The 23,142-nt window shown below is 68.8% G+C and carries 25 protein-coding genes; 16 read left to right on the top strand and 9 right to left on the bottom strand.

Translation table 11 applies throughout. The features are described from left to right. The first annotated feature begins 34 nt into the window (after nucleotides 1-34). The 5 genes from fmdA to ODI_RS19870 all read left to right on the top strand — a co-directional run bounded on the left by fmdA (nucleotide 35) and on the right by ODI_RS19870 (nucleotide 3,396). A complete protein-coding gene (fmdA, locus tag ODI_RS19890) occupies nucleotides 35-1,264 on the top strand; it encodes a formamidase (protein WP_067754084.1) in 1,230 nt (409 codons plus the stop codon). A 23-nt stretch (nucleotides 1,265-1,287) separates the two neighbouring features. Next, complete coding sequence (locus ODI_RS19885; RefSeq protein WP_067754087.1) at nucleotides 1,288-1,617, top strand: zinc ribbon domain-containing protein; 330 nt, start codon at nucleotides 1,288-1,290, stop codon at nucleotides 1,615-1,617. Between the two features lie 79 nt (nucleotides 1,618-1,696). Then, entirely contained in the window at nucleotides 1,697-2,113 is a 417-nt protein-coding gene (locus ODI_RS19880) for a hypothetical protein (protein ID WP_067754090.1), read from the top strand. A 127-nt stretch (nucleotides 2,114-2,240) separates the two neighbouring features. Beyond that, a complete protein-coding gene (locus ODI_RS19875; RefSeq protein ID WP_067754093.1) occupies nucleotides 2,241-2,840 on the top strand; it encodes an SCO family protein in 600 nt (199 codons plus the stop codon). 34 nt (nucleotides 2,841-2,874) lie between these two features. Next, nucleotides 2,875-3,396 carry a copper chaperone PCu(A)C gene (locus ODI_RS19870; protein WP_067754096.1) on the top strand — a complete coding sequence of 174 codons (522 nt, stop codon included), beginning with the start codon at nucleotides 2,875-2,877 and terminating at the stop codon, nucleotides 3,394-3,396. A 19-nt stretch (nucleotides 3,397-3,415) separates the two neighbouring features. On the opposite strand, the gene ODI_RS19865 is transcribed toward ODI_RS19870, so the two are convergent. After that, nucleotides 3,416-4,324 (bottom strand): LysR family transcriptional regulator, encoded by a 909-nt coding sequence (locus ODI_RS19865; protein WP_067754706.1) that lies wholly within the window; start codon nucleotides 4,322-4,324, stop codon nucleotides 3,416-3,418. 116 nt (nucleotides 4,325-4,440) lie between these two features. Between ODI_RS19865 and ODI_RS19860 the strand changes: the two genes are divergently transcribed. The 3 genes from ODI_RS19860 (at nucleotide 4,441) to ODI_RS19850 (ending at nucleotide 8,036) form a co-directional block, all read left to right on the top strand. Then, nucleotides 4,441-5,688, top strand: coding sequence for a D-amino acid dehydrogenase (locus ODI_RS19860; protein WP_067754708.1), 1,248 nt, complete (start codon nucleotides 4,441-4,443; stop codon nucleotides 5,686-5,688). Nucleotides 5,689-5,775: 87 nt separating this feature from the next. Next, nucleotides 5,776-6,258 (top strand): hypothetical protein, encoded by a 483-nt coding sequence (locus ODI_RS19855; protein ID WP_082985320.1) that lies wholly within the window; start codon nucleotides 5,776-5,778, stop codon nucleotides 6,256-6,258. Nucleotides 6,259-6,464: 206 nt separating this feature from the next. Continuing rightward, complete coding sequence (locus tag ODI_RS19850; protein WP_067754098.1) at nucleotides 6,465-8,036, top strand: aldehyde dehydrogenase (NADP(+)); 1,572 nt, start codon at nucleotides 6,465-6,467, stop codon at nucleotides 8,034-8,036. 84 nt (nucleotides 8,037-8,120) lie between these two features. On the opposite strand, the gene ODI_RS19845 is transcribed toward ODI_RS19850, so the two are convergent. Beyond that, a complete protein-coding gene (locus ODI_RS19845; RefSeq protein WP_067754101.1) occupies nucleotides 8,121-9,086 on the bottom strand; it encodes a LysR family transcriptional regulator in 966 nt (321 codons plus the stop codon). A 127-nt stretch (nucleotides 9,087-9,213) separates the two neighbouring features. On the opposite strand from ODI_RS19845, the gene ODI_RS19840 reads away from it, so the two are divergent. The 4 genes from ODI_RS19840 (at nucleotide 9,214) to ODI_RS19825 (ending at nucleotide 13,433) form a co-directional block, all read left to right on the top strand. Continuing rightward, entirely contained in the window at nucleotides 9,214-10,347 is a 1,134-nt protein-coding gene (locus tag ODI_RS19840) for an iron-containing alcohol dehydrogenase (RefSeq protein ID WP_067754104.1), read from the top strand. A 117-nt stretch (nucleotides 10,348-10,464) separates the two neighbouring features. Next, nucleotides 10,465-11,439, top strand: coding sequence for a tripartite tricarboxylate transporter substrate binding protein (locus tag ODI_RS19835; RefSeq protein WP_067754107.1), 975 nt, complete (start codon nucleotides 10,465-10,467; stop codon nucleotides 11,437-11,439). 13 nt (nucleotides 11,440-11,452) lie between these two features. Further along, the gene (locus ODI_RS19830; RefSeq protein ID WP_067754110.1) at nucleotides 11,453-11,938 is read left to right on the top strand and encodes a tripartite tricarboxylate transporter TctB family protein; all 486 of its coding nucleotides are present in this window, start codon (nucleotides 11,453-11,455) and stop codon (nucleotides 11,936-11,938) included. Between the two features lies 1 nt (nucleotide 11,939). Further along, nucleotides 11,940-13,433 carry a tripartite tricarboxylate transporter permease gene (locus ODI_RS19825; protein WP_067754113.1) on the top strand — a complete coding sequence of 498 codons (1,494 nt, stop codon included), beginning with the start codon at nucleotides 11,940-11,942 and terminating at the stop codon, nucleotides 13,431-13,433. Between the two features lie 74 nt (nucleotides 13,434-13,507). Here ODI_RS19825 and ODI_RS19820 read toward each other — a convergent pair whose 3' ends face one another. From ODI_RS19820 to ODI_RS19810, 3 genes are all read right to left on the bottom strand, one after another. Then, nucleotides 13,508-14,491: a D-2-hydroxyacid dehydrogenase gene (locus ODI_RS19820; RefSeq protein WP_067754116.1), complete on the bottom strand. Its 984-nt coding sequence runs from the start codon at nucleotides 14,489-14,491 to the stop codon at nucleotides 13,508-13,510. Between the two features lie 149 nt (nucleotides 14,492-14,640). Beyond that, on the bottom strand, nucleotides 14,641-14,907 hold the full coding sequence (locus ODI_RS19815) for a DUF1488 family protein (RefSeq protein ID WP_067754118.1): 267 nt from the start codon (nucleotides 14,905-14,907) through the stop codon (nucleotides 14,641-14,643). Between the two features lie 241 nt (nucleotides 14,908-15,148). Then, on the bottom strand, nucleotides 15,149-15,430 hold the full coding sequence (locus ODI_RS19810) for a peptidylprolyl isomerase (protein ID WP_067754121.1): 282 nt from the start codon (nucleotides 15,428-15,430) through the stop codon (nucleotides 15,149-15,151). A 102-nt stretch (nucleotides 15,431-15,532) separates the two neighbouring features. Between ODI_RS19810 and ODI_RS19805 the strand changes: the two genes are divergently transcribed. The 3 genes from ODI_RS19805 (at nucleotide 15,533) to ODI_RS19795 (ending at nucleotide 17,641) form a co-directional block, all read left to right on the top strand. Beyond that, nucleotides 15,533-16,576: an SRPBCC family protein gene (locus ODI_RS19805; RefSeq protein ID WP_067754125.1), complete on the top strand. Its 1,044-nt coding sequence runs from the start codon at nucleotides 15,533-15,535 to the stop codon at nucleotides 16,574-16,576. A gap of 75 nt (nucleotides 16,577-16,651) precedes the next feature. Next, nucleotides 16,652-17,002: a hypothetical protein gene (locus ODI_RS19800; protein ID WP_067754128.1), complete on the top strand. Its 351-nt coding sequence runs from the start codon at nucleotides 16,652-16,654 to the stop codon at nucleotides 17,000-17,002. After that, on the top strand, nucleotides 17,003-17,641 hold the full coding sequence (locus ODI_RS19795) for a zeta toxin family protein (protein ID WP_197707115.1): 639 nt from the start codon (nucleotides 17,003-17,005) through the stop codon (nucleotides 17,639-17,641). Between the two features lie 21 nt (nucleotides 17,642-17,662). On the opposite strand, the gene ODI_RS19790 is transcribed toward ODI_RS19795, so the two are convergent. The 3 genes from ODI_RS19790 to ODI_RS22385 all read right to left on the bottom strand — a co-directional run bounded on the left by ODI_RS19790 (nucleotide 17,663) and on the right by ODI_RS22385 (nucleotide 21,868). Then, on the bottom strand, nucleotides 17,663-19,147 hold the full coding sequence (locus tag ODI_RS19790) for a PepSY domain-containing protein (RefSeq protein ID WP_067754131.1): 1,485 nt from the start codon (nucleotides 19,145-19,147) through the stop codon (nucleotides 17,663-17,665). A gap of 7 nt (nucleotides 19,148-19,154) precedes the next feature. Further along, nucleotides 19,155-21,254 carry a TonB-dependent receptor gene (locus ODI_RS19785; RefSeq protein ID WP_067754134.1) on the bottom strand — a complete coding sequence of 700 codons (2,100 nt, stop codon included), beginning with the start codon at nucleotides 21,252-21,254 and terminating at the stop codon, nucleotides 19,155-19,157. 215 nt (nucleotides 21,255-21,469) lie between these two features. Then, a complete protein-coding gene (locus ODI_RS22385; RefSeq protein ID WP_074046797.1) occupies nucleotides 21,470-21,868 on the bottom strand; it encodes a DUF2946 family protein in 399 nt (132 codons plus the stop codon). Nucleotides 21,869-21,967: 99 nt separating this feature from the next. Here ODI_RS22385 and ODI_RS22380 point away from each other — a divergent pair, with 99 nt between their 5' ends. Then, entirely contained in the window at nucleotides 21,968-22,222 is a 255-nt protein-coding gene (locus tag ODI_RS22380; RefSeq protein WP_067754139.1) for a hypothetical protein, read from the top strand. Here ODI_RS22380 and aqpZ read toward each other — a convergent pair. Next, entirely contained in the window at nucleotides 22,219-22,941 is a 723-nt protein-coding gene (gene aqpZ / locus ODI_RS19775; RefSeq protein ID WP_231968103.1) for an aquaporin Z, read from the bottom strand. The two genes, ODI_RS22380 and aqpZ, sit on opposite strands and share 4 nt — an antisense overlap. Between the last annotated feature and the right edge of the window lie 201 nt (nucleotides 22,942-23,142).

Here is a 23,142-nt window from a genome sequence, read left to right as displayed (position 1 = left end):
CTCTTCCTCTCGCATCCACCCAAGGAGATAAACCATGCCCGAGACCCTGATCAAAGTCGACCTGGCGCAGTCGCCCTACGACAACGAGATGATCCACAACCGCTGGCATCCGGACATCCCCATGGCGGTGTGGGTCAAGCCCGGCGACGATTTCGTGCTGGAGACCTATGACTGGACCGGCGGCGCCATCAAGAACGACGACAGCGCCGACGACGTGCGCGACGTGGACCTGTCCACCGTGCACTTCCTGTCCGGCCCGGTGGGGGTGGAGGGTGCGCAGCCCGGCGACCTGCTGGTGGTGGACCTGCTGGACATCGGCGCGCGCGACGACAGCCTGTGGGGCTTCAACGGCTTCTTCAGCAAGAAGAACGGCGGCGGCTTCCTGACCGAGCACTTCCCGTACGCGCAGAAATCCATCTGGGACTTCAAGGGCATGTTCACCTCCTCGCGCCACATTCCGGGCGTGGGGTTCGCGGGCCTCATCCACCCCGGACTCATCGGCTGCCTGCCCGACCCGGCCCTGCTGGAAACCTGGAACACGCGCGAACAGGCGCTGATCGACACCGACCCCCAACGCGTGCCGCCGCTGGCCAATCCGCCCATGGCCAAGACCGCGCACATGGGCAAGTTGAAGGGGGCGGCCCGCGACAGGGCCGCGGCCGAGGGCGCGCGCACCGTGCCGCCGCGCGAGCACGGCGGCAACTGCGACATCAAGGATCTCTCGCGCGGCGCGCGCGTGTTCTTCCCGGTCTATGTCGAAGGCGGCGGCCTGTCCGTGGGCGACCTGCACTTCTCGCAGGGCGACGGCGAAATCACCTTCTGCGGCGCCATTGAAATGGCGGGCTGGGTGCACATGCGCGTCTCGCTCATCAAGGGCGGCATGGCGAAGTACGGCATCCGCAATCCCATCTTCAAGCCCAGCCCCGTCACGCCCAATTACAAGGACTACCTGATCTTCGAAGGCATCTCGGTGGACGAACAGGGCGGGCAGCACTACCTGGACGTGCACATCGCCTATCGGCAGGCCTGCCTGAACGCCATCGAGTACCTGAAGAAGTTCGGCTATTCGGGCGCGCAGGCCTATTCCATCCTGGGCACGGCGCCGGTGCAGGGGCACATCAGCGGCGTGGTCGACATTCCCAATGCCTGCGCGACGCTCTGGCTGCCCACCGAGATCTTCGACTTCGACATCCAGCCGGGCGCCGACGGTCCGATCAAGCACATCAAGGGCGATGTCGACATGCCCCTGTCGCCCGACCTCTGACCCCAGCGCCAGGAGCCCGCGCCATGCCTTTGTATGAATACGGCTGCCCCGCCTGCGGGGTGTTCGAGGCCTTCCTGCCCATGGCGCGTTGCCGCGAGGACGTGGCCTGCCCGCAATGCGGCACGGCCTCGCCGCGCGTGGCCAGCGCGCCCGCGCTGGGCGTGCTGTCGGACGCGCTGCGCGCGGCGCATGCCGCCAACGAGCGCAGCGCCCACGCGCCGCGCAGCACGCGCAGCGGGCATGGCATGGGCTGCGTCTGCTGCAAGACGTCGCCCAAGTCCGGCAAGACGCGCCAGACCGCCGACGGCGGCAAGGCCTTCCTGAATGCGCGGCCCTGGATGATCAGCCACTGACGCCAGGCTTGTCCTGGCGCACGCTTTCGCCGCGCGCGGCGCGCGGACGGCCAGGGGGGGCGCTGGTAGAATCGCCTCCATGCCTGTCCGTCGTCACCTCGCGCGCCGCGTCTTCTCTGTCTGGCACCTGCTGGTGTGCCTGACGGCGCTCGCCCTGGTGGCGCGCGCCTTGCTGCCCGTGGGCTTCATGCCCGACACGCAGGCCTTGCGTCACGGCACCCTGACCCTGACGCTGTGCAGTTCCGAGCCTGGCGGCGCGCGCGTGCTGCCGCTGGCGGCCAGCCATGGCGCCGGCCAGGAGGCCGTGTCCACGCTCGATTGCCCTTTCGGCCTGGTGGCCGTGCAGGCCTTGCTGCCCGCCGCCACGCCCGCTGGCGTGGCCGCCGCCTTGCCGCGCGCCGCGCCCGCCGCCGTACAGGCCAGTCGCAGCCTGCCGCCACTGCCTGCCCAAGGTCCGCCCCTGGGTTCGCGAGCGCCGCCCGTCTCCCTCGCCTGATGATTCCCGTGCCGGCGCCTTGCGCGCTGGCACGTTCCGATCGTATCCAGGGGACCGCTGATTGCGGCATGGCCGCAGCACGCATGGCAGCGCCTGCCGCCAGGTTCCCGCCCCTCAGGAGACCCTCATGATCCCGACACGACGCCGCCTGCTCGCGGCCGGTGGCCTGGCCGCCGCCCTGGTGCTGGCCGGCTGCGGCCGCGGCGATGAGCTGGGCAGCATCAACGGCATTCCGCTGACCGGCCAGAAGCTGGGCGAGACCTTCACGCTGACCGACACGCATGGCCAGACGCGCACCATCGCCGATTTCCAGGGCAAGCCGCTCCTGGTGTTCTTCGGCTTCACCCAATGTCCCGACGTCTGCCCGACGGCGCTCTTGCGCGCGGCAGAGGTCAAGCGCATGCTGGGCGAGGACGGCGAGCGGCTGCAGGTGGCCTTCATCACCGTCGACCCCGAGCGCGACACGCCCGAGGTGCTGCAGGCCTACGTCACGGCGTTCGACCCGGGCTTCGTCGGCCTGTACGGCACCTTGAAGCAGACCGAGCAGACCATGCGCGACTTCAAGGGCTATTACGCCAAGGTGCCCACGGGCGATTCCTACACCATGGACCACACCGCGCTCAGCTACGTCTATGACGCCAAGGGCCAGATCCGCCTGGCGCTGCGCCACACGCAGAGCGCCCAGGAATTCGCCGACGACATCCGCAAGGTGCTGGCCCTGGGCTGAGCGCTTTCTTCCAGATCAAGCAAGGAGATATCCCATGAAAACCATCCTGAGCAAGTCCGCGCTGGCAGTGGCCGGCCTCCTGGTCTCGGCCGCCGCCGTGGCCGCCGATGCGGCGCGCCCGCCCGTGCAGGTCGACGAAGCCTGGGTGCGCGCCACCGTGCCGCAGCAGCAGGCCACCGGCGCCTTCATGCGCCTGACCGCGCAGACCGACAGCAAGCTGGTGTCGGCCGCCTCGCCCGCCGCCAAGGTCGTCGAGATCCACGAAATGGCGATGCAGGGCGACGTCATGAAGATGCGCCAGGTCGACACCGTGGCGCTGCCCGCCGGCAAGGCCGTCGAGCTGGCGCCGGGCGGCTATCACATCATGCTGCTGGGCCTGGAAGCCCAGGCCAAGGAAGGCGACAAGGTGCCGCTGACGTTGACCTTCGAGTCGGCTGACGGCAAGCGCGAGTCGGTTGAAGTGGACGCCACCGTGCGTCCGCTGGCCAGCGGCGGCGCGTCCGGCGGCCATGGCGCGGCGGGCGGCCACGGCAAGAGCGGCGGGCACGGGCACTGACCCGTGCCCGCGACCCTGCTCAGTCCGGCGCCGCGATGGCGATGCTGTCCGGCGCCTCGGCGCAGGCTTGCCGCACGCTGACCAGGAAGCCGCGCAACAGCGCCGATGGCGCATCGCTGGCCAGCATCAACGCGTTCAGGCGGAAGGTCAGTGCCGGCGCCAGGGGCCGGATGCGCAGGCCCGGCCTGACCATCGCGTGGGCGGTATAGGCATCGACCACCGCCGCCCCGCAGCCCGCGGCGGCCAATGCGCAGGCCACATAGTGCGTCTGCACCTGCAGGCTGCCCGCCTCGGGCGCCTCTCGGCCCAGCGCCTGGTGCAACAGCCCGCCCAGCGGGTCCTGTGCATCCAGTCCGATCAGGGCGTCGCTTGGCAGGTTCGCCAGGCTGACAGGGCCGGCATTGCCCGCCGCGTCCGCCGCCTCCACCAGCACCAGCCGGGATTCCCCCACCGCTTGCGCGGCAATGCCGGGCGGGGTGGGCGGCTCGAAGCTCAGCGCAATATCCAGTTCGCGCGCCAGGAGCGCCTCCACCAGTTCCGCCGTGTGCTGCGTGCGCACGGAAAACGTGATGTCGGGATGGCGCTCGCGGTTCAGGCGGATGGCTTGCGGCAGCAAGCCCAGCCCCAGGCTGGGCGCGCAGCCGACACGCACATGGCCGCTGGGATGGCGGCGCAGGTTCCGCGCCAGTCGTTGCACGCCTTCCAGGTTGCGCGCCAGGCGGTCCAGTTCGGGCGCCAGGATGTCGGCCTCGCGCGTGGCCCGCAGGCGGCCGCGTATCCGTTCGAACAGCTTGAATCCCAGCTGGGTTTCGGCATGCGCCAGCAATTTGCTGGCCGCCGGCTGCGTGATGTGCAGCCTTGCGGCGGCCTGGGTCAGCGAGCCCGTGGCCAGGATGGCCTGGATCAGTTCGACGTGGCGCAGTTGCATGATGGCGGGTGCAGGGTGGTCCATAGCCTTTGGTTATGGATGGTGCGAGGCTTGGACTTTGTTGTAAGAGGGGGTGGCATAGGAAAATGGCAGCTTGATTCTATAAAGGAATGGTCATGCATGTCTGTGTCATCGGTGCCGGCGTCGTGGGCGTGGCCTCGGCCTATGCCTTGGCCCGGGCGGGCCACGCCGTCACGCTGGTGGATGGCAACGCGGCGCCTGCCGAGGGAGCCAGCCACGCCAACGGCGGACAACTGAGCTACAGCTATGTAGCGCCGCTGGCCGGCCCCGGCGTGCTGCCGCAGGTGCCCGGCTGGCTGTTGCGCCATGACTCTCCCTTGCGCTTCACGCCTCGGCTGGACCCCCACCAGTGGCGCTGGGCCCTGGCCTTCGTGCACGCCTGCCGCGCCAGCGTGGCCGACGCCACCACGGCGGAAATGCTGCGCCTGGCCTACCTCAGCCGCGACGTGCTGCATGCCTGGCAGGCCGACGCGCCCTTCGACTTCGATCACCAGCGCAACGGCAAGCTGATCGCCTATCGCAGCCCCGCCTTGCTGGACAAGGCGCGCAAGCTGGTCGCCTACCAGGCGCAGCAGGGCTCGGACCAGCGCGTACTGGACGCGGGCCAGACCGTGGGGCTGGAGCCGGCGTTGCGCGGCATGGGTGCCACGCTGGCGGGCGCCATCCACACGCCCAGCGAAGAGGTGGGCGATTGCGCGCGCTACACGCAGGGATTGTTCGACGCGCTGGGTGCGCTGCCCGGCACGCAGCGCCTGATGCGCACGGCCGTGCATCGGCTGCGGGTGCAAGGCAAGCGCGTGCAAGCCGTGGAGACGGCGCAGGGCGACGTCACTGCCGATGCCTATGTGGTGGCGGCTGGCATGGGCAGCCGTGCGCTGCTGTCGCCCTTGGGCGTGGACGTGCCGCTCTATCCGCTGAAGGGCTACAGCCTGACGGTGGACGTGGCGCCCGGCGATGACACCGCGCCCGCGATCAGCGTCACGGATTACGAGCGCCGCATCGTCTACGCGCGCATCGGCCAGCGCCTGCGCATCGCCGCGATGGTGGACATGGGCGCGCGCGACGCCAGCGTCGATCCCGGCCGCATCGCGCTGCTGAAGCGGCAGGTGTCGGAGGCCTTTCCCCAGCTCGATCTTTCCGCCGCGCGCGCCTGGGCGGGCTTGCGGCCGGCCACGCCCACGGGCCGTCCGCGCATCGGCCAGGCGCCAGGCCATGCCAACCTGTGGATGAACCTGGGGCAGGGCGCGCTGGGCTTCACGCTGGCCTGCGGCAGCGCAACCCTGCTGGAAAGCCTGATGGCGGGACGCGCGCCCGCGATCGATCCGGCGGCGTTCCGGCCTTGAACGCGCCGGAGGTTACCCGGGTATAAAGTTCGCCACCTCCTGGCCGTCAACCACAGGCACTCCGTGCCCCGTCCGCCAGGAACCGCCATGACGATCTCTGCCCTGTCCCCCAATACTCCAGCCAGCGTTGCCGTCACCCAGGCCGACGCCATCGCGACGCTGAACACCCAGGCTGCCCAGGCCCGCGAGCCCGTCAGCCGGGCGCCGCAGGCCGTCCACGTCTCCAGCGTGGGAAGGCGGCTGTCCACGAGCAGCGACGAGGCTGTGCGCGCGAATCGCGACAAGGACATCGACGAGGCAGACGTGCCCAGCGCGATCAAGGACCTGCTCAAGCAGATCCGCGACCTGAAAGCGCAGATCCAGAAGAAGCAGGCAGAACTGCGCGAGATCCAGGCCAACGCCAGCCTGAGCGACGCGCAGCGCGAGGCCAAGCTGGACAAGGTGCGCATCGAACTGGCCGGCCTGAACAGCGCGTTGCTGAATGCCTATGCGTCGATGCGCAAGCTCATGACCAGCAACGCCCTGAACGACGAGCAGAAGAAAACGGTCGGCATGCTGATGATGCAGTAAGCCGGGGGGCAACCTCGGCATCGTCCCGCAAGGGGTATGAGAAAACGCTATCGCGCCATAGCCAACGGGCATCATGGCCGGTGGATCCCGCGCCTACAATTTCCTGCACCGCCGCGCCCGCGCGAGGCGGGTGCTCCAGAACAAAGCGTGCGTCCGCCAAGGCGCCATCGACTCCTCAATTCCCTTCCTTCTGCTGCGATCCCCTCATGCAAATCACTGGTCACATGCTCATCGGGGCGGCTGACGTGCTTGGCACGCAAGCCGTCATCCGCGCCGTCAACCCTGCCACCAACCAGACGCTCGCCCCCGACTTCCCGGGCGGCACCGCGGCCGACGTCGCGCGCGCCAGCGAGCTGGCCGACGAGGCTTTCCACGTCTACCGCCAGACCTCGCCCGAAGACCGCGCCACCTTCCTGGAGCGCATAGCCGCCAACATCGAGGCGCTGGGCGACACGTTGATCAACCGCGCCAGCGAAGAGTCCGGCCTGCCGCTGGCCCGCCTGCAAGGCGAGCGTGGCCGCACCGCCGGCCAGCTGCGCCTCTTTGCCAGGGAACTGCGCGCCGGCCGCTGGGCCGATGTCCGCATCAACGGCGCGCTGCCCGAGCGCCAGCCGCTGCCGCGTGCAGACCTGCGCCTGGAATACATTCCCGTCGGCCCCGTGGTGGTCTTCGGCGCCAGCAACTTCCCGCTGGCCTTCTCGGTGGCGGGTGGCGACACCGCGTCGGCGCTGGCCGCCGGCTGCCCCGTGATCGTCAAGGCGCACTCGGCGCATCCCGGCACCTCGGAACTGGTGGGCCGCGCCGTGCGCGCCGCCGTCCAGGAATGCGGCCTGCCGGAAGGCGTGTTCTCGCTGTTGTTCGGCTCGGGCAGCGAAGTGGGCCAGACGCTGGTCAAGCACCCCGCCATCAAGGCCGTGGGCTTCACCGGTTCGCGCAATGGCGGCGTGGCGCTCATGAAGACCGCCGCCGCGCGTCCCGAGCCCATCCCGGTCTACGCCGAGATGAGCAGCATCAACCCCGTGTTCCTGCTGCCGGGCGCGCTGACGCAACGCGCGCAGGCGCTGGGCGCGGGCTTCGTGCAGTCGCTGACGATGGGCGCGGGCCAGTTCTGCACCAACCCAGGCCTGATCATCGCGCTGCGTTCGCCCGAGCTCGACACCTTCCTGGAAAGCGCCAGGCAGGCGGTGGAGCAGGCCGCCAGCGCCACCATGCTGACGCCCGGCATCCATGGCGCCTATGAGTCCGGCGTGGCGCAACTGACCGCGCATCCGGCCATCCAGACGCTGGCGCGCGGCCAACGCAACCCCTCGGCTTCCAACCAGTGCCAGGCCGCACTCTTCAAGACCGGCGCGGCGGATTTCCTGAAGGACCCGCATGCGCTGGGCGTGGAAGTGTTCGGCGCCAGCTCGCTGGTCATCGAGTGCGACGACGAGGCGCAGGTGTTCGCGCTGATCCAGCACCTGGAAGGCCAGCTCACCGCCACGCTGTGGCTGGACGCGGACAAGGACGCCGACCTGGCGCGCCGCCTGATCTCGCGCCTGGCGCTGAAGGTCGGCCGCATCCTGGCCAATGGCTTCCCCACCGGCGTCGAAGTGTGCGATGCGATGGTGCACGGCGGTCCGTTCCCGGCCACGTCGGATCCCCGCAGCACCTCGGTGGGCACGGCGGCGATGCTGCGCTTCCTGCGTCCGGTCAGCTACCAGGACATCCCCGATGCCCTGCTGCCGCCTGCGCTGCAACGCGCCAACCCGTGGAAGCTGCCGCGCCTGGAAGATTGAGGCATGCCGGTGCGCGGGCAGGGCTGCCCGCGCGTACTGAACAGACGCCGCCTGTCGAGGCGGCGTCTGTTCTTGGGAATCGGGTCAGGCAGCCAGGAAGGTCTGCGCGTCCGCGTGCAGGTTGCCCGCCGCCGCAATCTGCGCCACGAAGATCTGCGTGGCGGGCGATTGCGAGGCGCCCTTGCGCATTACCAGTTCATAGGGCTCGCTGCGCGACTGCATGCGCAGCGGCAGCATCGCCACCATGCCGGCGTCGCAGAAAGGCCGCGCGGCGTCCACCGACATCAGCGCCACCAGCGCGGGGTCGTTCTGCAGCAGCGTGATGGTGGTGAAGGCCGACGCCGTCTCGATGGGATAGCGCGGGAACTCCAGGTTGGCCTCGTGGAACTCGCGCTCCAGCAGCAGGCGCATGGGCATGTTGGCCGGATAGACGATCCAGCGCGTGTCGGCCACGTCGTCCAGCGCGACCGTCGGCGATTGCGCCAGGCGATGACGCGGGTGCGCGATGACGCCCAGTTCCTCGGCGTGGATGTCCAGGCTCTGGTACAGGTGCGCGCTCTGGTTCACGCGCGAGCGGCACACCGCGACGTCCAGCCTGCCGCTGCCCAGCATGTTCAGCAGCCTGGCGCTGGTGTCTTCCACCACTTCGATGGCGATGGCCGGCTGGCGCAGGCGCACCTGCGCCAGGGCCGCCGTCATGAGCGGCACCGCGCCCATGATGACGCCCACCGACAGGCGCCCGCCATGGCCCTGCAGCATGCCTTCCATTTCCTCGCGCAAGTGCGCCAGGTCCGCATAGATGAGACGCGCATAGCGCACCACGCACAGGCCCAGCCCGGTGGTTTCCAGGCCGCGGTTGGTGCGCGTGAAGAGCTGGGCGCCCAGCATGGTCTCGATCTCGTTCAGCGCCTTGGTGGCCCCCGGCTGCGTCAAAGCCACGGCGTCCGCGGCCTTCTGCACGGTCTTGTGCTCATGCAGCGCGATCAGCAGGCGCAGGTGCCGCATGCGCAGTCGCGAGACGATCGAGGTGAGGGAGGGAAGGCTGGACATGAAGACTCGTTATGGGACTATCAGCGCTTGTCATTATTCGGGATTGCGCCCGCTGATTATAGTGCCGACGTCTGGACGCTTCCGCGTCCGGAATGATTGGAACAACAAAGAGGAGACATCGGGGCGTATGGCGCTGATCAACTACATCACGCAGGTTCAATTCGGCTACGGCACGCTGGACCTGCTCAGGGACGAATGCGCCCGCTTCGGCATCCAGCGCCCGCTCATCGTGACCGATGCCGGTATCCGCGCCGCGGGCCTGCTCGACACCGTGCAGGCCGCGCTGCCGCTTCCGCACGCCGTGTATGACCGCACGCCTTCGAACCCCACGGAAACCGCCGTGCGCGAAGCCGTCGCGCTCTATCAGTCGGAACGTTGCGACGGCATTGTCGCGCTGGGCGGCGGCTCGCCGATCGACCTGGCCAAGGGCGTGGCCGTGTGCGCCACGCACGAAGGCCCGCTGCGCCAGTTCGCCGTCATCGAAGGCGGCCTGGCCCGCATCACCGCCGCCACCGCGCCGGTCATCGCCATTCCCACCACCGCCGGCACCGGCAGCGAAGTGGGCCGCGGCGCCATCCTGATCCTGGACGACGGGCGCAAGGTCGGCGTCATCTCGCCCTTCGTCGTGCCGCGCGTCGCCATCTGCGATCCGGCGCTCACGCTCGGCCTGCCCGCGCGCATGACCGCCGCCACCGGCATGGATGCGATTGCGCACTGCATGGAAACCTTCATGGCGCCGGCCTTCAACCCGCCCGCGGACGGCATTGCGCTGGATGGCCTGCGCCGTGCGTGGAAGCACATCGAGACCGCCACCAAGACCCCGGGCGACCGCGATGCGCGCCTGAACATGATGAGCGCGTCGATGCAGGGCGCGCTGGCCTTCCAGAAAGGACTGGGTTGCGTGCACAGCCTGAGCCACGCGCTGGGCGGCATCAACCCCGGCCTGCACCATGGCACGCTCAACGCGATCCTGTTGCCGGCAACCCTCCGCTTCAACGCGGCCGCGCCCACCATGATCGCGGAAGACAAGCTGGCACGCATGGCGCAAGCCATGGGACTCAGGGAAGGCGAAGACGTCGCGCAGGCCGTCCAGGACCTGACCGCGCGCCTGGGCCTGCCCACCCGCCTGAGCGAGATCGGCGTCACCGAAGACCTCTTCGACCGCATCATCAAGGGCGCACTCGCCGATCACAGCCACAAGACCAATCCCATCGACGCGAGCGCGGACGACTATCGCCGCCTGCTCTCGCAGTCGATGTGATCGCGTCCCTGACCAGGACGTAGTTCCACCCAGGCTAGCCCGCACGCGCCGTGCCGCTCATGTGGCACGGCGGGGCGACGCCTTTTGCAGTGCATCCAAGACAAGGAGACAAACAATATGAACGCATCCCTGACCGCACGCGCCCTGATGGGCGCAGCCGCCCTGGTGCTGACGGCCGGCGCTTTCGCGGCCGAGTACCCGACCCGCCCGATCCAGATGATCGTGCCGTGGGCCGCGGGTGGCGGCAGCGACGCCATCGCGCGCACCATCGCCATCGCGATGGAAAAGGAGCTGGGCCAGCCCGTGAACGTCGTGAACCGCGCCGGTGGCGGCAGCGTGGTGGGCCACACCGTGCTGGCGAATGCCAAGCCCGACGGCTACACCATCGGCATGATGACCGGCGAGGTCAGCATGATGCACTGGCAAGGCCTGACCAAGCTGACCTACAAGGACTTCACGCCGCTCGCGCAGATCAACTATGACTACGCCGGCGTGCAGGTTGCCGCCAACTCGCCCTACAACACCGTGGGCGAACTGATCGAGGCCATCCGCAAGGAGCCCGACGGCAGGTTCAAGGCCTCTGGCGTGGGCCAGGGCGGCATCTGGCATGTGGCCTTTGGCGGCATGCTGGTCGACCAGAAGATCGATCCCAGGAAGGTGCGCTGGATTCCCAGCGAAGGCGCCGCGCCCGCGATGACCGACCTGGTCGCCGGCGGCATCGACATCGCCCCGACCTCGGTGCCCGAAGCGCGTTCGATGATGGACGCCGGCCGCGTGAAGTCGCTGGCCATCATGGCGCCCGAGCGCAACCCGGTGTTCAAGGACGTGCCGACGCTGGCCGAAGTGATCGACACCAGGTACGCGCTGGGCGAGTGGCGCGGCATCGGCGGTCCCAAGGGCATGGAGCCCGCCGTGGTCGCCAGGCTGGAAGCCGCGCTGGAGAAGGCCTACCAGAGCGAGATCTACCAGAGCTTCATGGCCAAGCAGGGCTTCGGCGCCGTGTGGCGCAACACCGCCGACTTCAACGCCTTCCTGGCCGAGGCCGACACCATCATGGGCGACACCGTGGAGAAGCTCGGCCTGAAACGCTGATGCTGACGAGATCATGAGCCAACCTTTCGCACAGAAACTAAGCGAGTTCCTGGCGGGTGGCGTGGTCATGGCCCTGGGGCTCTACATACTCGTAGAGGCCCAGGGCTTTCCCACATTGCCCGGCAATGACTACGGCGCTTCCCTTTTCCCTTCCCTCATCGGCACCGGCATGGCACTGGGCGGCGCCTGGCTGCTGCTGGTCAGTCTCCTGCCGCTCTGGCAAGGCTGGGCCACGCGCACGCGCGTGCCCGCCACGATCCTCGCCACTTACGGCGCGCGATTGGCCATTCCCGTCGTGCTGGTCGGCGTCTATCTGTTGGCCGCCGAGCGCCTGGGCGCCATCCCCACGCTGGTCCTGATCGTGTTCGCGCTGATGATGATCAGCGGCGTGCGTCTCCTGCTGGCCGCACTGGTCTCGCTCGCAACGGCCGCGGTGATCTGGGTGGCCTTCGTCCACATGCTGAAAGTGCCGTTGCCGCTGGGCATCCTGGGAGGTTGAGATGGACGCCGTTCTAGAAGGCATCATGATGGTCTTCAGCCTGGAGACCCTTGTCGTCATCATCGTGTCGGCGCTGTTTGGCGTCTTCGTGGGCGCGGTGCCGGGGCTGACCGCCACGATGGCTGTCGCGCTGCTGGTGCCGGTGACCTACTTCATGGATCCCATCCCGGCCATCGCAGCGATGGTGACCACCGCGGCGGTCACGATCTTCGCGGGCGACATTCCCGGCGCCTATCTGCGCATTCCCGGCACGCCGTCCTCCGCGGCCTACGTCGAAGAGGCCTACGCCTTCTCGCAACGCGGCAAGGCCAGCGAGTGCCTGGGGGTGGCCATGGTCTGTTCGGTGATCGGCGGCACCGCGGGCACGCTGGTGCTCGTCTTCATTGCGCCCTATCTCGCCGAGGTCGCGCTGAACTTCAGTTCCTATGAGTATTTCTGGCTGGCCGCGCTGGGCCTGAGCTGCGCCATTTTCATTTCCCCCGGCTCGCGCGTGAAGGCGCTGCTGTCGCTGTGCATCGGTCTGTTCCTGTCCACCATCGGGCTGGACATGATCACTGGCTCGCCGCGTTTCACCTTCGACGTGCCGGATCTCATGGGCGGCATCAACTTCATTCCCATCATGATCGGCATGTTCGCCATTGCCGAGGTGATGAAATTCACCGCCACACCGGCCACGAACCTGAAAGTCACGGTCAAGGACTCGGGCAAGGTCTTCGGCGAGGTCCGTCCGGCATTGCGGCAGCACTGGCGGTCCGTCCTGCGCGGCAGCGGTACGGGCAGCGTGATCGGCGTGCTGCCAGGGGCTGGCGCGGACATCGCGGCCTGGATCTCCTATGCCATCAGCCAGAAGTCGTCCAAGACGCCCGAGAAATTCGGCAAGGGGCATATGGAAGGCATCGTCGAGGCCGGGTCGTCCAACAACGCCGCCGTCAGCGGTTCGTGGGTGCCGGCGCTGGTCTTCGGCATTCCGGGCGATTCCATCACGGCGGTGGTGATCGGCGTGCTGTACATGAAGGGCATGAATCCGGGGCCGGCCATCTTCATCGATGGCGGCGCCATGGTGTATGCGCTGTTCACGGTGTTCTTCGTGGCCAACCTCATCCTGCTGCCGGTGGGTTATCTCGCCATCCGCGCCGGCAAGGGGTTCGTGGCCACGCCGCCGCGCGTGGTGATGCCGGTGGTGCTCGCCTTCTGCATCGTCGGCGCCTACTCCATCAACAATTCGTCGGTGGACATCGTGCTGATGCTGATCGCGGGCGTCGCGGCCTATGGCCTGGCGCACGCGGGCTTCCCGGTGGCGCCGATCATCCTGGGGCTGGTGCTGGGCGGCCTGCTGGAGAAAAGCTTCATGACCTCCATGATGCGCAGCGACGGCAACCTGATGGAGTTCTTCTCGCGTCCCATCAGCGCGGGATTGGGCATCCTGGTCATTGCCATCTGGGTGCTGCCGCCGATCATCCGGCTGTTCCACAAGCGGCCGGTGACGGCTGCGTAAGCGCCGCCGCTGGCTGTAAAAAAACCGGGCATCCCCGATCAGGGATGGCCGGTTTCTTTTTTGCGGATTGACGTTCAGCGCTTGGCAGGCGGCTCCACGACGTTGCGCGGTTCGCCGCGCCAGGCGGCTTCCACGTTGTCGATCAGCTGGTCGGCCAGGCCCTGGATGGCCTCCTGGCTGGCCCAGGCCACGTGCGGCGTCAGGATGAAGTTGGGCAGCGACTGCAGCGCCATGAAGGGGTGATCCTGCGCGGGCGGCTCCTCGATCGTCACGTCGAAGCCCGCGCCGGCGATGGTGCCTGCGCGCAGCGCGTCGGCCAGCGCGGCCTCGTCCACCAGGCCGCCGCGCGCGGTGTTGATCAGCAGCGCATGGCGCTTCATCTGCGCGAACTCGGGGGCGGCGATCATGTTGCGGGTCGTGGGCAGCAGCGGGGCGTGCAGCGTGATCACGTCGCTCTGGCGCAGCACTTCCTCGAAGGGCGTGTACAGCGGGCCCATGCCGGTCGAGCCCTTGTGCGCGGCGAACAGCACCTTCATGCCGAAGGCCTCGCCCAGCTTGGCCACCGAGCGGCCCAGCGCGCCGTCGCCGATGATGCCCAGCGTCGAGTTGGCGAGATCATGGATGGGGTAGTCGAAATAGCAGAACTGGCCGCTTTCCTGCCAGCGGCCGCGGGCGACCGAGTCGCGATAGGCCAGCAGGCTGCGCCGCAGGGCCAGTATCAGCGCGAAGGTGTGCTCCGGGACCGTGTGGGTGGCGTAGCCGCGGATGTTCGTCACCACGATGCCGCGTTCCTTGCAGGCGGCAACATCCACCACGTCGGTGCCGGTGGCGGCCACCGCCACCACGCGCAGCCTGGGCGCGGCGGCAATCGCTTCGCGCGTCAGCTTCACCTTGTTCAGGATCACCACGTCGGCGTCCTTGATGCGGGCGGCGACCTCGTCCGGCTTCGTCTGGCCGTGGCTGTCGAGATCGTGGGGGAAGTTCGGCGTGCGCACCGTGATCTGCGGGGGCAGGGTGTCGCGGTCGAGTATCACGACGCGCGCCTTCGCTTGGCTCATTCTTTGTCTCCGTATGAGGGACGCGGCCGGCAGGCAGCGCCGCGGCCGGGGCCGTGACGGTATCGTAACGAGCTTCGGCCGCGCACGCACGGCGCAGTGCCGCAATTGGCGTGGCGCCGTACGATCAGGCGGTACCGGCCAGCCCGGTGTCAGCGGCCCGCGAAATCTCCTTCACCCAGGTCGATCGGGCCGTCCGTGGGCACCCACTTTGCCTGCTTCGCGACATCCTCGATGTCCGAGCGCGCCGTCTCGAAGGCCTTGAGCAGCTCGCTGCCCGAGCCGTCCGCCGCGCCATAACGCTGGCGCAGCACGTCGCCGGAAATCTCGAATTGGCGCGGCACGCCGCCGGTTTCCAGCGTGAAGACCACATCGTCCTCGCGCACGTGCGCCTGTGTCTGCTTGGCAAAGCTACCCATGTTCCGCTCCTTCGTCAGGTGAGGCGAGCCGCAACGCGCGCGGCTCCCGGGCGTGTCCCGCAAGAGGCGGGACACTGTTGCCGTGCATGGCGTGGTGCCGTGCACGGGCGTTCCATCCTACCCAAATGGGCGTGGCCGTGCAGTAACGATAGGCTGCACCCTGGCTGGCTGGGCGTCGCGCAAGGACGAAAAAAAGCCCGGCAAGCAATGCCGGGCTTCTCTTTCCTGCGCAAGGCAGCGATCAGTCCTTGCGGCTGGTCACTTCCAGCAGGTGGTAGCCGAACTGGGTCTTCACCGGACCCTGCACGACGTTCACGGGGGCGCTGAAGACGACTTCGTCGAATTCGCGGACCATCTGGCCGCGGCCGAAGGTGCCCAGGTTGCCGCCGTCGCGGCTGGAGGGGCAGCTCGAGTTTTCGCGTGCAACCTGGCCGAAGTCGGCGCCGTTTTCGATGGCGGCCTTCAGTTCGTTGCACTTGGCTTCGGTCGAAACCAGGATGTGGCGGGCGGATGCGGTTGCCATGGCGGGCTCCTTGATAGTCAATCCAGAAGCGTACCGGATTTAGGAGAGGCGTGCCTGCAAGCGCCGTGCTAAGGTTGCGCCACCCTACAGCCGCCGCCTGCCATGTCCCCAGATACGCCCCCCGCCGAGGTTCCCGTCCGCTATTGGCAGCGGCCCGCGCAGCGGGCGTTCCTGGCCGCCCTGGGCGGTGTATTGCTGGGCGCGCTCGTCTCCTTGGGGCTGTACGCGGTCCTCGCAGGCTTCACGCCGCTCAAGCGCGAATTCGTGTCGGGCATGGGCCTGTTCGGCCTGCCCTTCTTCATGGGCGCGGCCACCGTCTGCCTGAGCCCGCCCGCACGCCAGGCCCGCTGGGGCTATCGCATCCTGGCGCCCTGGGTGTCGGTGCTGATCGTCTTCCTCGGGCTCGTCATCGTCGCCGTCGAAACCCTCATCTGCCTCGTCATGCTGGCGCCGGTGCTGTTTCCCGCCGCCTCCCTGGGCGGCGTCCTGGCCGGCTGGCTGCTCACGCGCTGGCGCCAGCGCGCGGCGCAGCGCGCCACGCTGGCGTCGGTGCTGGTGCTGCCCATCCTGTTGGGGCCGCTGGAACCGATGGTGGTGCCCACGCAGGTCGAGCACATCACGGTGTCCGACCGCATCGTCATCGCCGCCGCGCCCGGCGCGGTCTGGGCCACGCTGGTGCAGGTGCCCGACATCCGCGACAGCGAACTGCAGCCCAGCTTCTCGCATGCCATCGGCCTGCCGCGCCCGCGCGCGGCGCTCATGACCGGGCAGGGCGTGGGCGCGGTGCGCGACCTTTATTGGGAAGACAACGTGCGCTTCCGCGAGCACGTCACCGCCTGGGAGCCTGGCCGACTGCTGGCCTACGACGTGGATGTTTCGCCCGCGCGCGACACCCTGAAGAAGCTCGACCCGCACGTGGTCATCGGCGACCGTTATTTCGACGTGCTGCGCGGCCGCTATGACCTGCGCGCGCTGCCCGACGGCAGCACCGAATTGTCCTTGTCGACCACGTACCGCATCAGCACGCGGGTGAACGGCTATGGCAAGTTCTGGGCCGATCGCACGCTGCACGATTTCCACGGTGTGGTGCTGGACCTGCTGCGTGACCGCGTGCAGGCCGGGCCCGTCACGGCGGCGCGAGGCTGACCCCCAGGTCAGGTTTTCCATAATTTACCCAATTTGGGTAAAATGGCCAAAACTCCTGATGTGTGAGAGCCCCTCATGGCCAATCCCCTGATGTCGTCCCCCAAGGACAAGCGTCACCTGACCCAGACCCTGCCCAGTGTTTCCGCCTCGAAGATGGTGGGGGCCATGCAGCAGGTCACGAACACCGTCATGACGCACGGCGCGGTGGTGGTCACGCGGCATGACCAGCCCAGCATGGTGCTGCTGTCGGTCGACCGCTATCTCGAACTGGAGCAGGCGGCGGCGCCCAACCTGGATGCCCTGACCCAACGCTTCGACGATCTCTACGCTGCCATGCAGGGCGACGTCGCGGCCCGCGCCATGGAAGACGCCTTCGCGTTGAGTCCCGCGCAACTGGGCCAGGCCGCCGTGCATGCGGTGAAGTAAGTGCCGGCACGCATCTTTGTGCTGGCCGGCGTGAACGGCGCGGGCAAGAGCAGCATCGGCGGCGCCGCGCTGGCCAGCCAGCACGTGCCCTATTTCAACCCCGATCTCGCCGCCCGCGACTTGCGGGATGCCAATGCCGGCCTGGATGTCGGCGCGGCCAATGCCCACGCCTGGGAGCTGGGCCGCAAGGGCCTGGAGCGGGCGCTGCGTGAAGGCGGCAACTTCGCCTTCGAGACCACGCTGGGCGCCAACACCTTGCCCAACATGCTGATGGCCGGCGCGCGCGAGGGGGCGCAGATCCACGTCTGGTATGCGGGGCTGGCCTCGCCGGAACTGCATCTGCAACGGGTGCGCGAACGCGTGCTGTCAGGCGGCCACGACATTCCCGAAGACAAGATCCGTGCGCGCTACGAAAGCAGCCGCGCCAACCTCATCCGCCTGCTGCCGTGGCTGGCCAGCCTGCGTGTCTATGACAACAGCCGGCAGGCCGATCCCAAGGCGGGCTTGCGGCCCGAGCCGGTGCTGCTGCTGCATTGCGTGCGGGGGCGCATCGCGCAGCATGCCGCCCTGGCGGATGTACCGCGCTGGGCCAAGCCGATACTGGCCGCCGCCCTCGACCTGCACGGCGCCTTGCATTGAGTCGCGCCGTGCGCGCAGGGGTCAATGCGCCTGCTTGCGCAGCCGCCGCCATCCAATCACCACGCCGCTGACCGACACCACGATGCCGCCCAGGCTGAGCAGCAGGATGACGCCATCGCGCGTGGTGGACCAGGCCAGCAGTTGCGGCGTGTCCCAGCTGTGCAGGAAGTAGAACAGCCAGCGGCTGGCGCGCTGCGACGCGGCCAGGCTCGTGGCGATCTCGCCCGTTTGCAGGTCGACATAGACGCGCGTGTGGTCCGGGTCGGCGAAGTCCATGCGCAAGGCGGGCAGCCCGCGCACCAGGCCTCCGTTCATCGCTTCGGCGTGGCGTGCGTAGTAATAGGCGTCGTGGTCCGTCAGCACGGCGTGCGTGGTGACTGGCTCCGCGAACAGCCGCCGCGCGGCGTCCAGCACGGTCTGCGCGTCCCAATGCTGGAAGACCCGCAGGCCGGACGCGGATGCGCGGACCAGGCGGGTGCCCGTCCGTGCATCCTGTGCCAGCACATACGGCGTGCCGTCCAGCCAGCGCCATTGCAGTTCGACGGCCTGGAAACCCGAGGCCTGAAGCGTGCCCAGCACCGCCGCGGGCGCCAGCGCATCGGGGGGCGATTGTCCCGCGCCCTGATACGCGGCGACGTCAGGCCGTCCATGCGTGGGGCCGAACATGCCCAGCGGGTTCATCGACATCAGCCCGCTGAATATCCACGTGCACACGAACACGCCGAAGACGAGTCCCACGACGTGATGCCAGTGCATCCAGCCCTCGCGGTAAGGCGAGCGCGAGCCTGATTTGTAGCGGCCCCGGAAGCGCCAGCGCCAGATGCCCACGAGCATGCCAGCCAACGCGCTGACGGTGCAAAGCGCCGACAGCCCGATCACCAGCCACGACCACACCGGGTCGACCGACTGCATCCGGAACAGGTACAGCCAGTGCAGCCAGGCGCCCGCGTAGTTCCAGCGCTGTTGCCAGCGCGGCGCGTCCATCACCACCTCGCCCGTGACGGACGAGACGTACAGCGTGGTGGGCGCATCGCCCGCCAGGTCCACGCGATGCAGCGGCCGATGCGCGTTCAGGCCGCGTGCGTGCGTCCAGCGGTCTTCCTGAAGCTCGCCCGCATAGTGCGCCGTCATGCCGGGGGCGAAAGCGCGTGCCGCTGCCACGGCGGCGGCGGGCGTGAGCGCGGGCGGCGCGTCGCCTGTACGGGCCGCCCGCGCGGGCAGGCCCGGCGCGCCCCGAACCACGTAGTGCGGTTCGCCACGCAGCGTCGTCAAGGCCAGGACGGCGCCTGGCGCGCGGGCCGCCTCGGCCAGCGCGGGCGGCGCGGCCAGGCAACAGTCCGCCGCCAGCGCGGGCAGGGGCGCCAGCCTTTCGGCGGGCGTGAGCTTGGGATAGCCCACGAACAGCATCACCATGCCGCTCACGAACCACAGCGCCATCAGCAGGCAGCCGGCGATCCCCGTCCAGCGATGGACCAGGAAGACCAGCCGTTTCGTGCGTGCACCCATGCCGGCCTCAGAAGCGATGGTTCAGCGTCAACGCGAACCGCCGCCCCGGCCCGTACAGCCACTGCGTGCCCGAGTAATAGGCGGTCGTGAAGTACGCCCGGTCGAACACGTTGTAGCCGCGCGCGGTCAGCGTGGTGTCGGCCGTCATGTCCCAGCGCAGCGCCAGGTCCGTCGTGGCATACGCAGGCAGCTCCAGCGTGTTGGCGTTGTCGGCATAGCGCTTGCCCACGTAGCGCACGCCGCCCATCGCCGTCCAGCCGGGCTGGAAGTTCCAGCTCAGCCACACATTGGCCAGGCGTTCGGGCACGTTGGTGGGCACATTGCCCTTGCGCGACACCGCCACGCCCCCGGCGCTCTCCGTGAAGTCGTCGTATTGCGCGCGCAGCACGGTGGCGTTGGCTTCCAGCTTCCAGCCTGGCGCGAACGCCAGCGCCAGCGAGGCTTCCAGGCCGCGCGACGACTGCTCGCCCACCTGCACCCGCAGGCTGGGATCGTTCGGGTCGCGTGCCAGCAGGTTGTCCTTGCGGATGTGATACGCGGCCAGCGTCCATTCGCCGCGCTGCCGCCAGAACGACTGTTTCAGGCCGACCTCCACCTGCCTGCCCCTGGACATCTCGAAGACGCTGTTGGCGGGGCTGATCATCAGCAGTCCGCCCACCGGATCGGCGGCCTCGGAATACTGTGCATACACCGACAGCTCGGGGCTCAGCGCGTAGACCGTGCCAAGCCGCCAGCCGATGTCGGAATAGCTGCGATCCGCGCTGCGCGCATTCGCGATCAGGTCCTGGCGCGTCAGGCGCGCGTGGTCATAGCGCAGCCCGCCGATGACGGACCAGGCATCGGTCAAGGCCAGGCGGTCTTCGGCGAAGAGCGAGAACTGCTCGACCTCGTTGCGGTAGCGCGGCAGGAAGGGCACGTCGCTGTCGTAGTAGCCAGGATCCGGGTGGTAGAGATCCACCGGGCCGGAGTTGCCCGTATAGGTGTTGTTGGTGTGCTTGAAGCGGCTGCGATTGATGTCGAAGCCCACGGACACCTGGTTGGCCATGCCCGCCAGCCTGCCTTGGAATGCCGCGTCCGCGGTGAGGCCGGTCTGCGCCTGGTCGTGGCGGATCTGGGTGTCGCGGCCACGGTCCACCATCGCGGTCGCGGGGTTGTAGGTGTAGGTATCGGAGTTGCGCCAGTCCCGCTTGCTGTCGATGCGGTACAGCTTGGCGCGCACCGTCGTGGCGTCGGTGCGCGTCCAGGTCGCGGCCAGTTCCGTCCACTGGTCACGAAAGCGGATGAAGGTGTCGCGGACGTCGTAGTTCTTCTCGCGCAAAGCCTCGAGCTGGCGGCCTTCCACCAAGGGCACCCCGAAATAAGCCATCGGCCGCTGGTAGCCCGTGCTGTGGCTGAACTTCAGGCTCAGGTCGGGCGTGGCCTCCCACTGCAAGGCGCCCGAGAACGTCGCGTTCTTGCTGTCGCCGCGGTCCACCCAGCCGTCGCTGCGGTCGCCGCTCAGGTCCAGCCGGTACGACAGCGTGTCGCTGATCGCGCCGCCACTGCCCAGGCCCAGCCGGGCGGTGTCATCGGTGCCGACGGTGGCTTGCACTTCATTGCGGATGGGGCCGCGCGTGGGCTTCCTGGGCACCACGTTCACCACGCCGCCAATGGCGCCGTCGCCGTAGATCACCGAGGCGGGGCCGCGCAGCACTTCGATGCGCTCCACCGACCAGGTGTCGAAGGGAAATGTCACGCCCACGCCACCGTATTGGCGCGTGCCGTCGTACAGCCGCATGACCGACGCCGAGCCCATGAAGCCGCGCGTGGACAGTTCGCTGAAGCCGTTGCCCGGATGCGGCGAGGCGCTGATGCCGCCGGTGCGCGTGATGGCGTCGGTCACGCTGGCGTCGCCACGCGCTTCCAGCGCGTCGCGCGTCAGGATGTCGAGGCTGGCCGGCGTTTCGCGTGGCGTCAGCCCCAGGTTCGTGCCGGCGGCGGCGGGCGCGTCCAGGGTGCCGACGGCATCGCTGGTCACGACGATGGGCGCCAGCGTGGGGGCTTGCTGGGCCTGGGCGGGCAGGGTCGCCAGGGCCAGGGCGAAAGGGGCGAGGGCAAGCGGCGCCATCGCGGCGCGTTGCCCGACGCGGGCGCGGCGCGGGGCCGCACAAGCGTGCAGGGACATGGAAGGTCCTGAATGATGGCAAAGCCAGGCGCATGCCCTTCGCGCCGCGTTCGTGCGGCGAAAAGCTCAGGAGGAAAAGGGCGTGGCCAGGCCTGCGGGATCTGTCGGAAAGGCGCGTGCGTCCTGTGTCAGGACGAACGGCGCCAAGGCGCAGGCATTCAGGCGTTCAGGGGCGGCGCGCGTGCGGGGGCGCGTTGCCAGGCGGGGGCGCCACGCGGCGCGGGTGTCTCGCGCGCGGCGGCCAGCGGCATTGCCGAGGCCGCGCGTGTGGCGACCGGGCGGGGCAGGGTGGTGTCTGGGGGCGTCGCGGGGTGCAGGCACAGCAGGCACTGCGCGGTGCTGGACAGCGACACCAGGCCATCGCCCTGTTCGCCGCCGGTGTCCAGTTCCAGCTGGACCATTTCGTGGCCCGTGGGGCCGCACAGTTCCACCCAGACCTTGCGGGCTTCGGGCGACACGCCGCCCGCCAGCACCAGCGAGGGCACCAGCGTCGCGTACAGAAAGGCAAGAAGGACCAGCCAGCACGTGTTGCGCCGTACCGGAAGACTCAAGCGCATGGCGACGAAGGGAAGGAGTGGCGCGGCCGCAAGGCCACGGTTTGGCACTGCGCCGCAGTGTAGCATCGGGGTTCCGCCCCACCCCTTGACCTGACGCAGATGTCCAAGCCGCCCCGTCCCGACAGCGCTCCCGACTTCACGCACCGTGGCTGGCAGGTCTGCCTGGACGTCACGCCCGCGCCGTCGGAGTCCGACTCCGGCGTCTATCTCTGCACGGCCTGGTACCGGCCCGGCGCAGGGGCGCCGTGGCAGGTCCTGGAGCGCCGGCACCAGAGCCTGCATTTTTCGCTGGAGGCGGCGCGCGAGGGGGCGCAGGCCCGGCTGCGCGCCCGCCTGGAGAAGCTCGCCAGCTAGTCGTTGCGGTTGAGCAGCCGGTAAACGACGCCGCCCAGCACGCCGCCCAACAAGGGGGCGACCCAGAACAGCCACAACTGGCCCAGCGCGTTCTCACCCGCGAAGACCGCCACCGCCGTCGAGCGCGCCGGGTTCACCGACGTATTGGTCACCGGGATGCTGATCAGGTGGATCAGCGTCAGGGCCAGGCCGATCGCGATCGGCGCGAAGCCGGCCGCGGCATTCCTGTGCGTGGCGCCCATGATGACCAGCAGGAATACCGCGGTCAGCACGACCTCGGCCAGGAACGCCGCGCCCAGCGTGTAGCCGCCCGGCGAAAATGCGCCGTAGCCGTTGGACGCGAAGGCGCCCGCGGCGCCCGGATCGATGGCGAAGCCGGCCTTGCCGCTGGCCACGCCGTACAGCACCAGTGCCGCGAGCAGGCCGCCGAGCACCTGCGCCACGATATAGGGCAGCAATCCACTGGACGGGAAGCGTCCGCCGGCCCACAGGCCCAGGCTGACGGCCGGGTTGAAGTGCCCGCCCGAGATGTGCCCGAGGGCATACGCACCCGTCAGCACCGTCAGGCCGAAAGCCAGCGCCACGCCCGCATACCCGATGCCGAAGGGGTACCCCGCGGCATCCGCCACGTGGGCGGCCAGCACGGCGCTGCCGCAACCGCCCAACACCAGCCAGAACGTGCCAAGACATTCGGCAATGCATTTCCTTCCCATGTCCATGGGGCAATCCTCCCGGTAGGGCCCAGGCGGCGCCGGCCGCCGGGCGTTGAATCAAGTGCTTACAGCGCTGCGATTCTATTGACGGGAGGTGACGATTTGGAAAACTTGTGCAAGCAAATGCTGCGCCGCGGCGGCGGGCGCGGGCAGGGGAGAGTCCCTTGGCGCAGGGGCGGTAACGATGTTGCGCGAACGCTGCCCAGC

The sequence above is a fragment of the Orrella dioscoreae genome, from assembly GCF_900089455.2.
In the GTDB taxonomy this organism is placed as follows: Bacteria; Pseudomonadota; Gammaproteobacteria; order Burkholderiales; family Burkholderiaceae_B; genus Orrella; species Orrella dioscoreae.
Note: the sequence above shows the minus strand (reverse complement) of the source record. Positions and strands in the feature narration are given on the sequence as shown.

What these genes read in the sequence shown, in the direction of transcription:
- fmdA (WP_067754084.1), top strand. Translation starts at nt 35, where the DNA reads ATGCCCGAGACCCTGATCAAAGTCGACCTGGCGCAGTCGCCCTACGAC.
- ODI_RS19885 (WP_067754087.1), top strand. Translation starts at nt 1,288, where the DNA reads ATGCCTTTGTATGAATACGGCTGCCCCGCCTGCGGGGTGTTCGAGGCC.
- ODI_RS19880 (WP_067754090.1), top strand. Translation starts at nt 1,697, where the DNA reads ATGCCTGTCCGTCGTCACCTCGCGCGCCGCGTCTTCTCTGTCTGGCAC.
- ODI_RS19875 (WP_067754093.1), top strand. Translation starts at nt 2,241, where the DNA reads ATGATCCCGACACGACGCCGCCTGCTCGCGGCCGGTGGCCTGGCCGCC.
- ODI_RS19870 (WP_067754096.1), top strand. Translation starts at nt 2,875, where the DNA reads ATGAAAACCATCCTGAGCAAGTCCGCGCTGGCAGTGGCCGGCCTCCTG.
- ODI_RS19865 (WP_067754706.1), bottom strand. Translation starts at nt 4,324, where the DNA reads ATGCAACTGCGCCACGTCGAACTGATCCAGGCCATCCTGGCCACGGGC.
- ODI_RS19860 (WP_067754708.1), top strand. Translation starts at nt 4,441, where the DNA reads ATGCATGTCTGTGTCATCGGTGCCGGCGTCGTGGGCGTGGCCTCGGCC.
- ODI_RS19855 (WP_082985320.1), top strand. Translation starts at nt 5,776, where the DNA reads ATGACGATCTCTGCCCTGTCCCCCAATACTCCAGCCAGCGTTGCCGTC.
- ODI_RS19850 (WP_067754098.1), top strand. Translation starts at nt 6,465, where the DNA reads ATGCAAATCACTGGTCACATGCTCATCGGGGCGGCTGACGTGCTTGGC.
- ODI_RS19845 (WP_067754101.1), bottom strand. Translation starts at nt 9,086, where the DNA reads ATGTCCAGCCTTCCCTCCCTCACCTCGATCGTCTCGCGACTGCGCATG.
- ODI_RS19840 (WP_067754104.1), top strand. Translation starts at nt 9,214, where the DNA reads ATGGCGCTGATCAACTACATCACGCAGGTTCAATTCGGCTACGGCACG.
- ODI_RS19835 (WP_067754107.1), top strand. Translation starts at nt 10,465, where the DNA reads ATGAACGCATCCCTGACCGCACGCGCCCTGATGGGCGCAGCCGCCCTG.
- ODI_RS19830 (WP_067754110.1), top strand. Translation starts at nt 11,453, where the DNA reads ATGAGCCAACCTTTCGCACAGAAACTAAGCGAGTTCCTGGCGGGTGGC.
- ODI_RS19825 (WP_067754113.1), top strand. Translation starts at nt 11,940, where the DNA reads ATGGACGCCGTTCTAGAAGGCATCATGATGGTCTTCAGCCTGGAGACC.
- ODI_RS19820 (WP_067754116.1), bottom strand. Translation starts at nt 14,491, where the DNA reads ATGAGCCAAGCGAAGGCGCGCGTCGTGATACTCGACCGCGACACCCTG.
- ODI_RS19815 (WP_067754118.1), bottom strand. Translation starts at nt 14,907, where the DNA reads ATGGGTAGCTTTGCCAAGCAGACACAGGCGCACGTGCGCGAGGACGAT.
- ODI_RS19810 (WP_067754121.1), bottom strand. Translation starts at nt 15,430, where the DNA reads ATGGCAACCGCATCCGCCCGCCACATCCTGGTTTCGACCGAAGCCAAG.
- ODI_RS19805 (WP_067754125.1), top strand. Translation starts at nt 15,533, where the DNA reads ATGTCCCCAGATACGCCCCCCGCCGAGGTTCCCGTCCGCTATTGGCAG.
- ODI_RS19800 (WP_067754128.1), top strand. Translation starts at nt 16,652, where the DNA reads ATGGCCAATCCCCTGATGTCGTCCCCCAAGGACAAGCGTCACCTGACC.
- ODI_RS19790 (WP_067754131.1), bottom strand. Translation starts at nt 19,147, where the DNA reads ATGGGTGCACGCACGAAACGGCTGGTCTTCCTGGTCCATCGCTGGACG.
- ODI_RS19785 (WP_067754134.1), bottom strand. Translation starts at nt 21,254, where the DNA reads ATGGCGCCGCTTGCCCTCGCCCCTTTCGCCCTGGCCCTGGCGACCCTG.
- ODI_RS22385 (WP_074046797.1), bottom strand. Translation starts at nt 21,868, where the DNA reads ATGCGCTTGAGTCTTCCGGTACGGCGCAACACGTGCTGGCTGGTCCTT.
- ODI_RS22380 (WP_067754139.1), top strand. Translation starts at nt 21,968, where the DNA reads ATGTCCAAGCCGCCCCGTCCCGACAGCGCTCCCGACTTCACGCACCGT.
- aqpZ (WP_231968103.1), bottom strand. Translation starts at nt 22,941, where the DNA reads ATGGACATGGGAAGGAAATGCATTGCCGAATGTCTTGGCACGTTCTGG.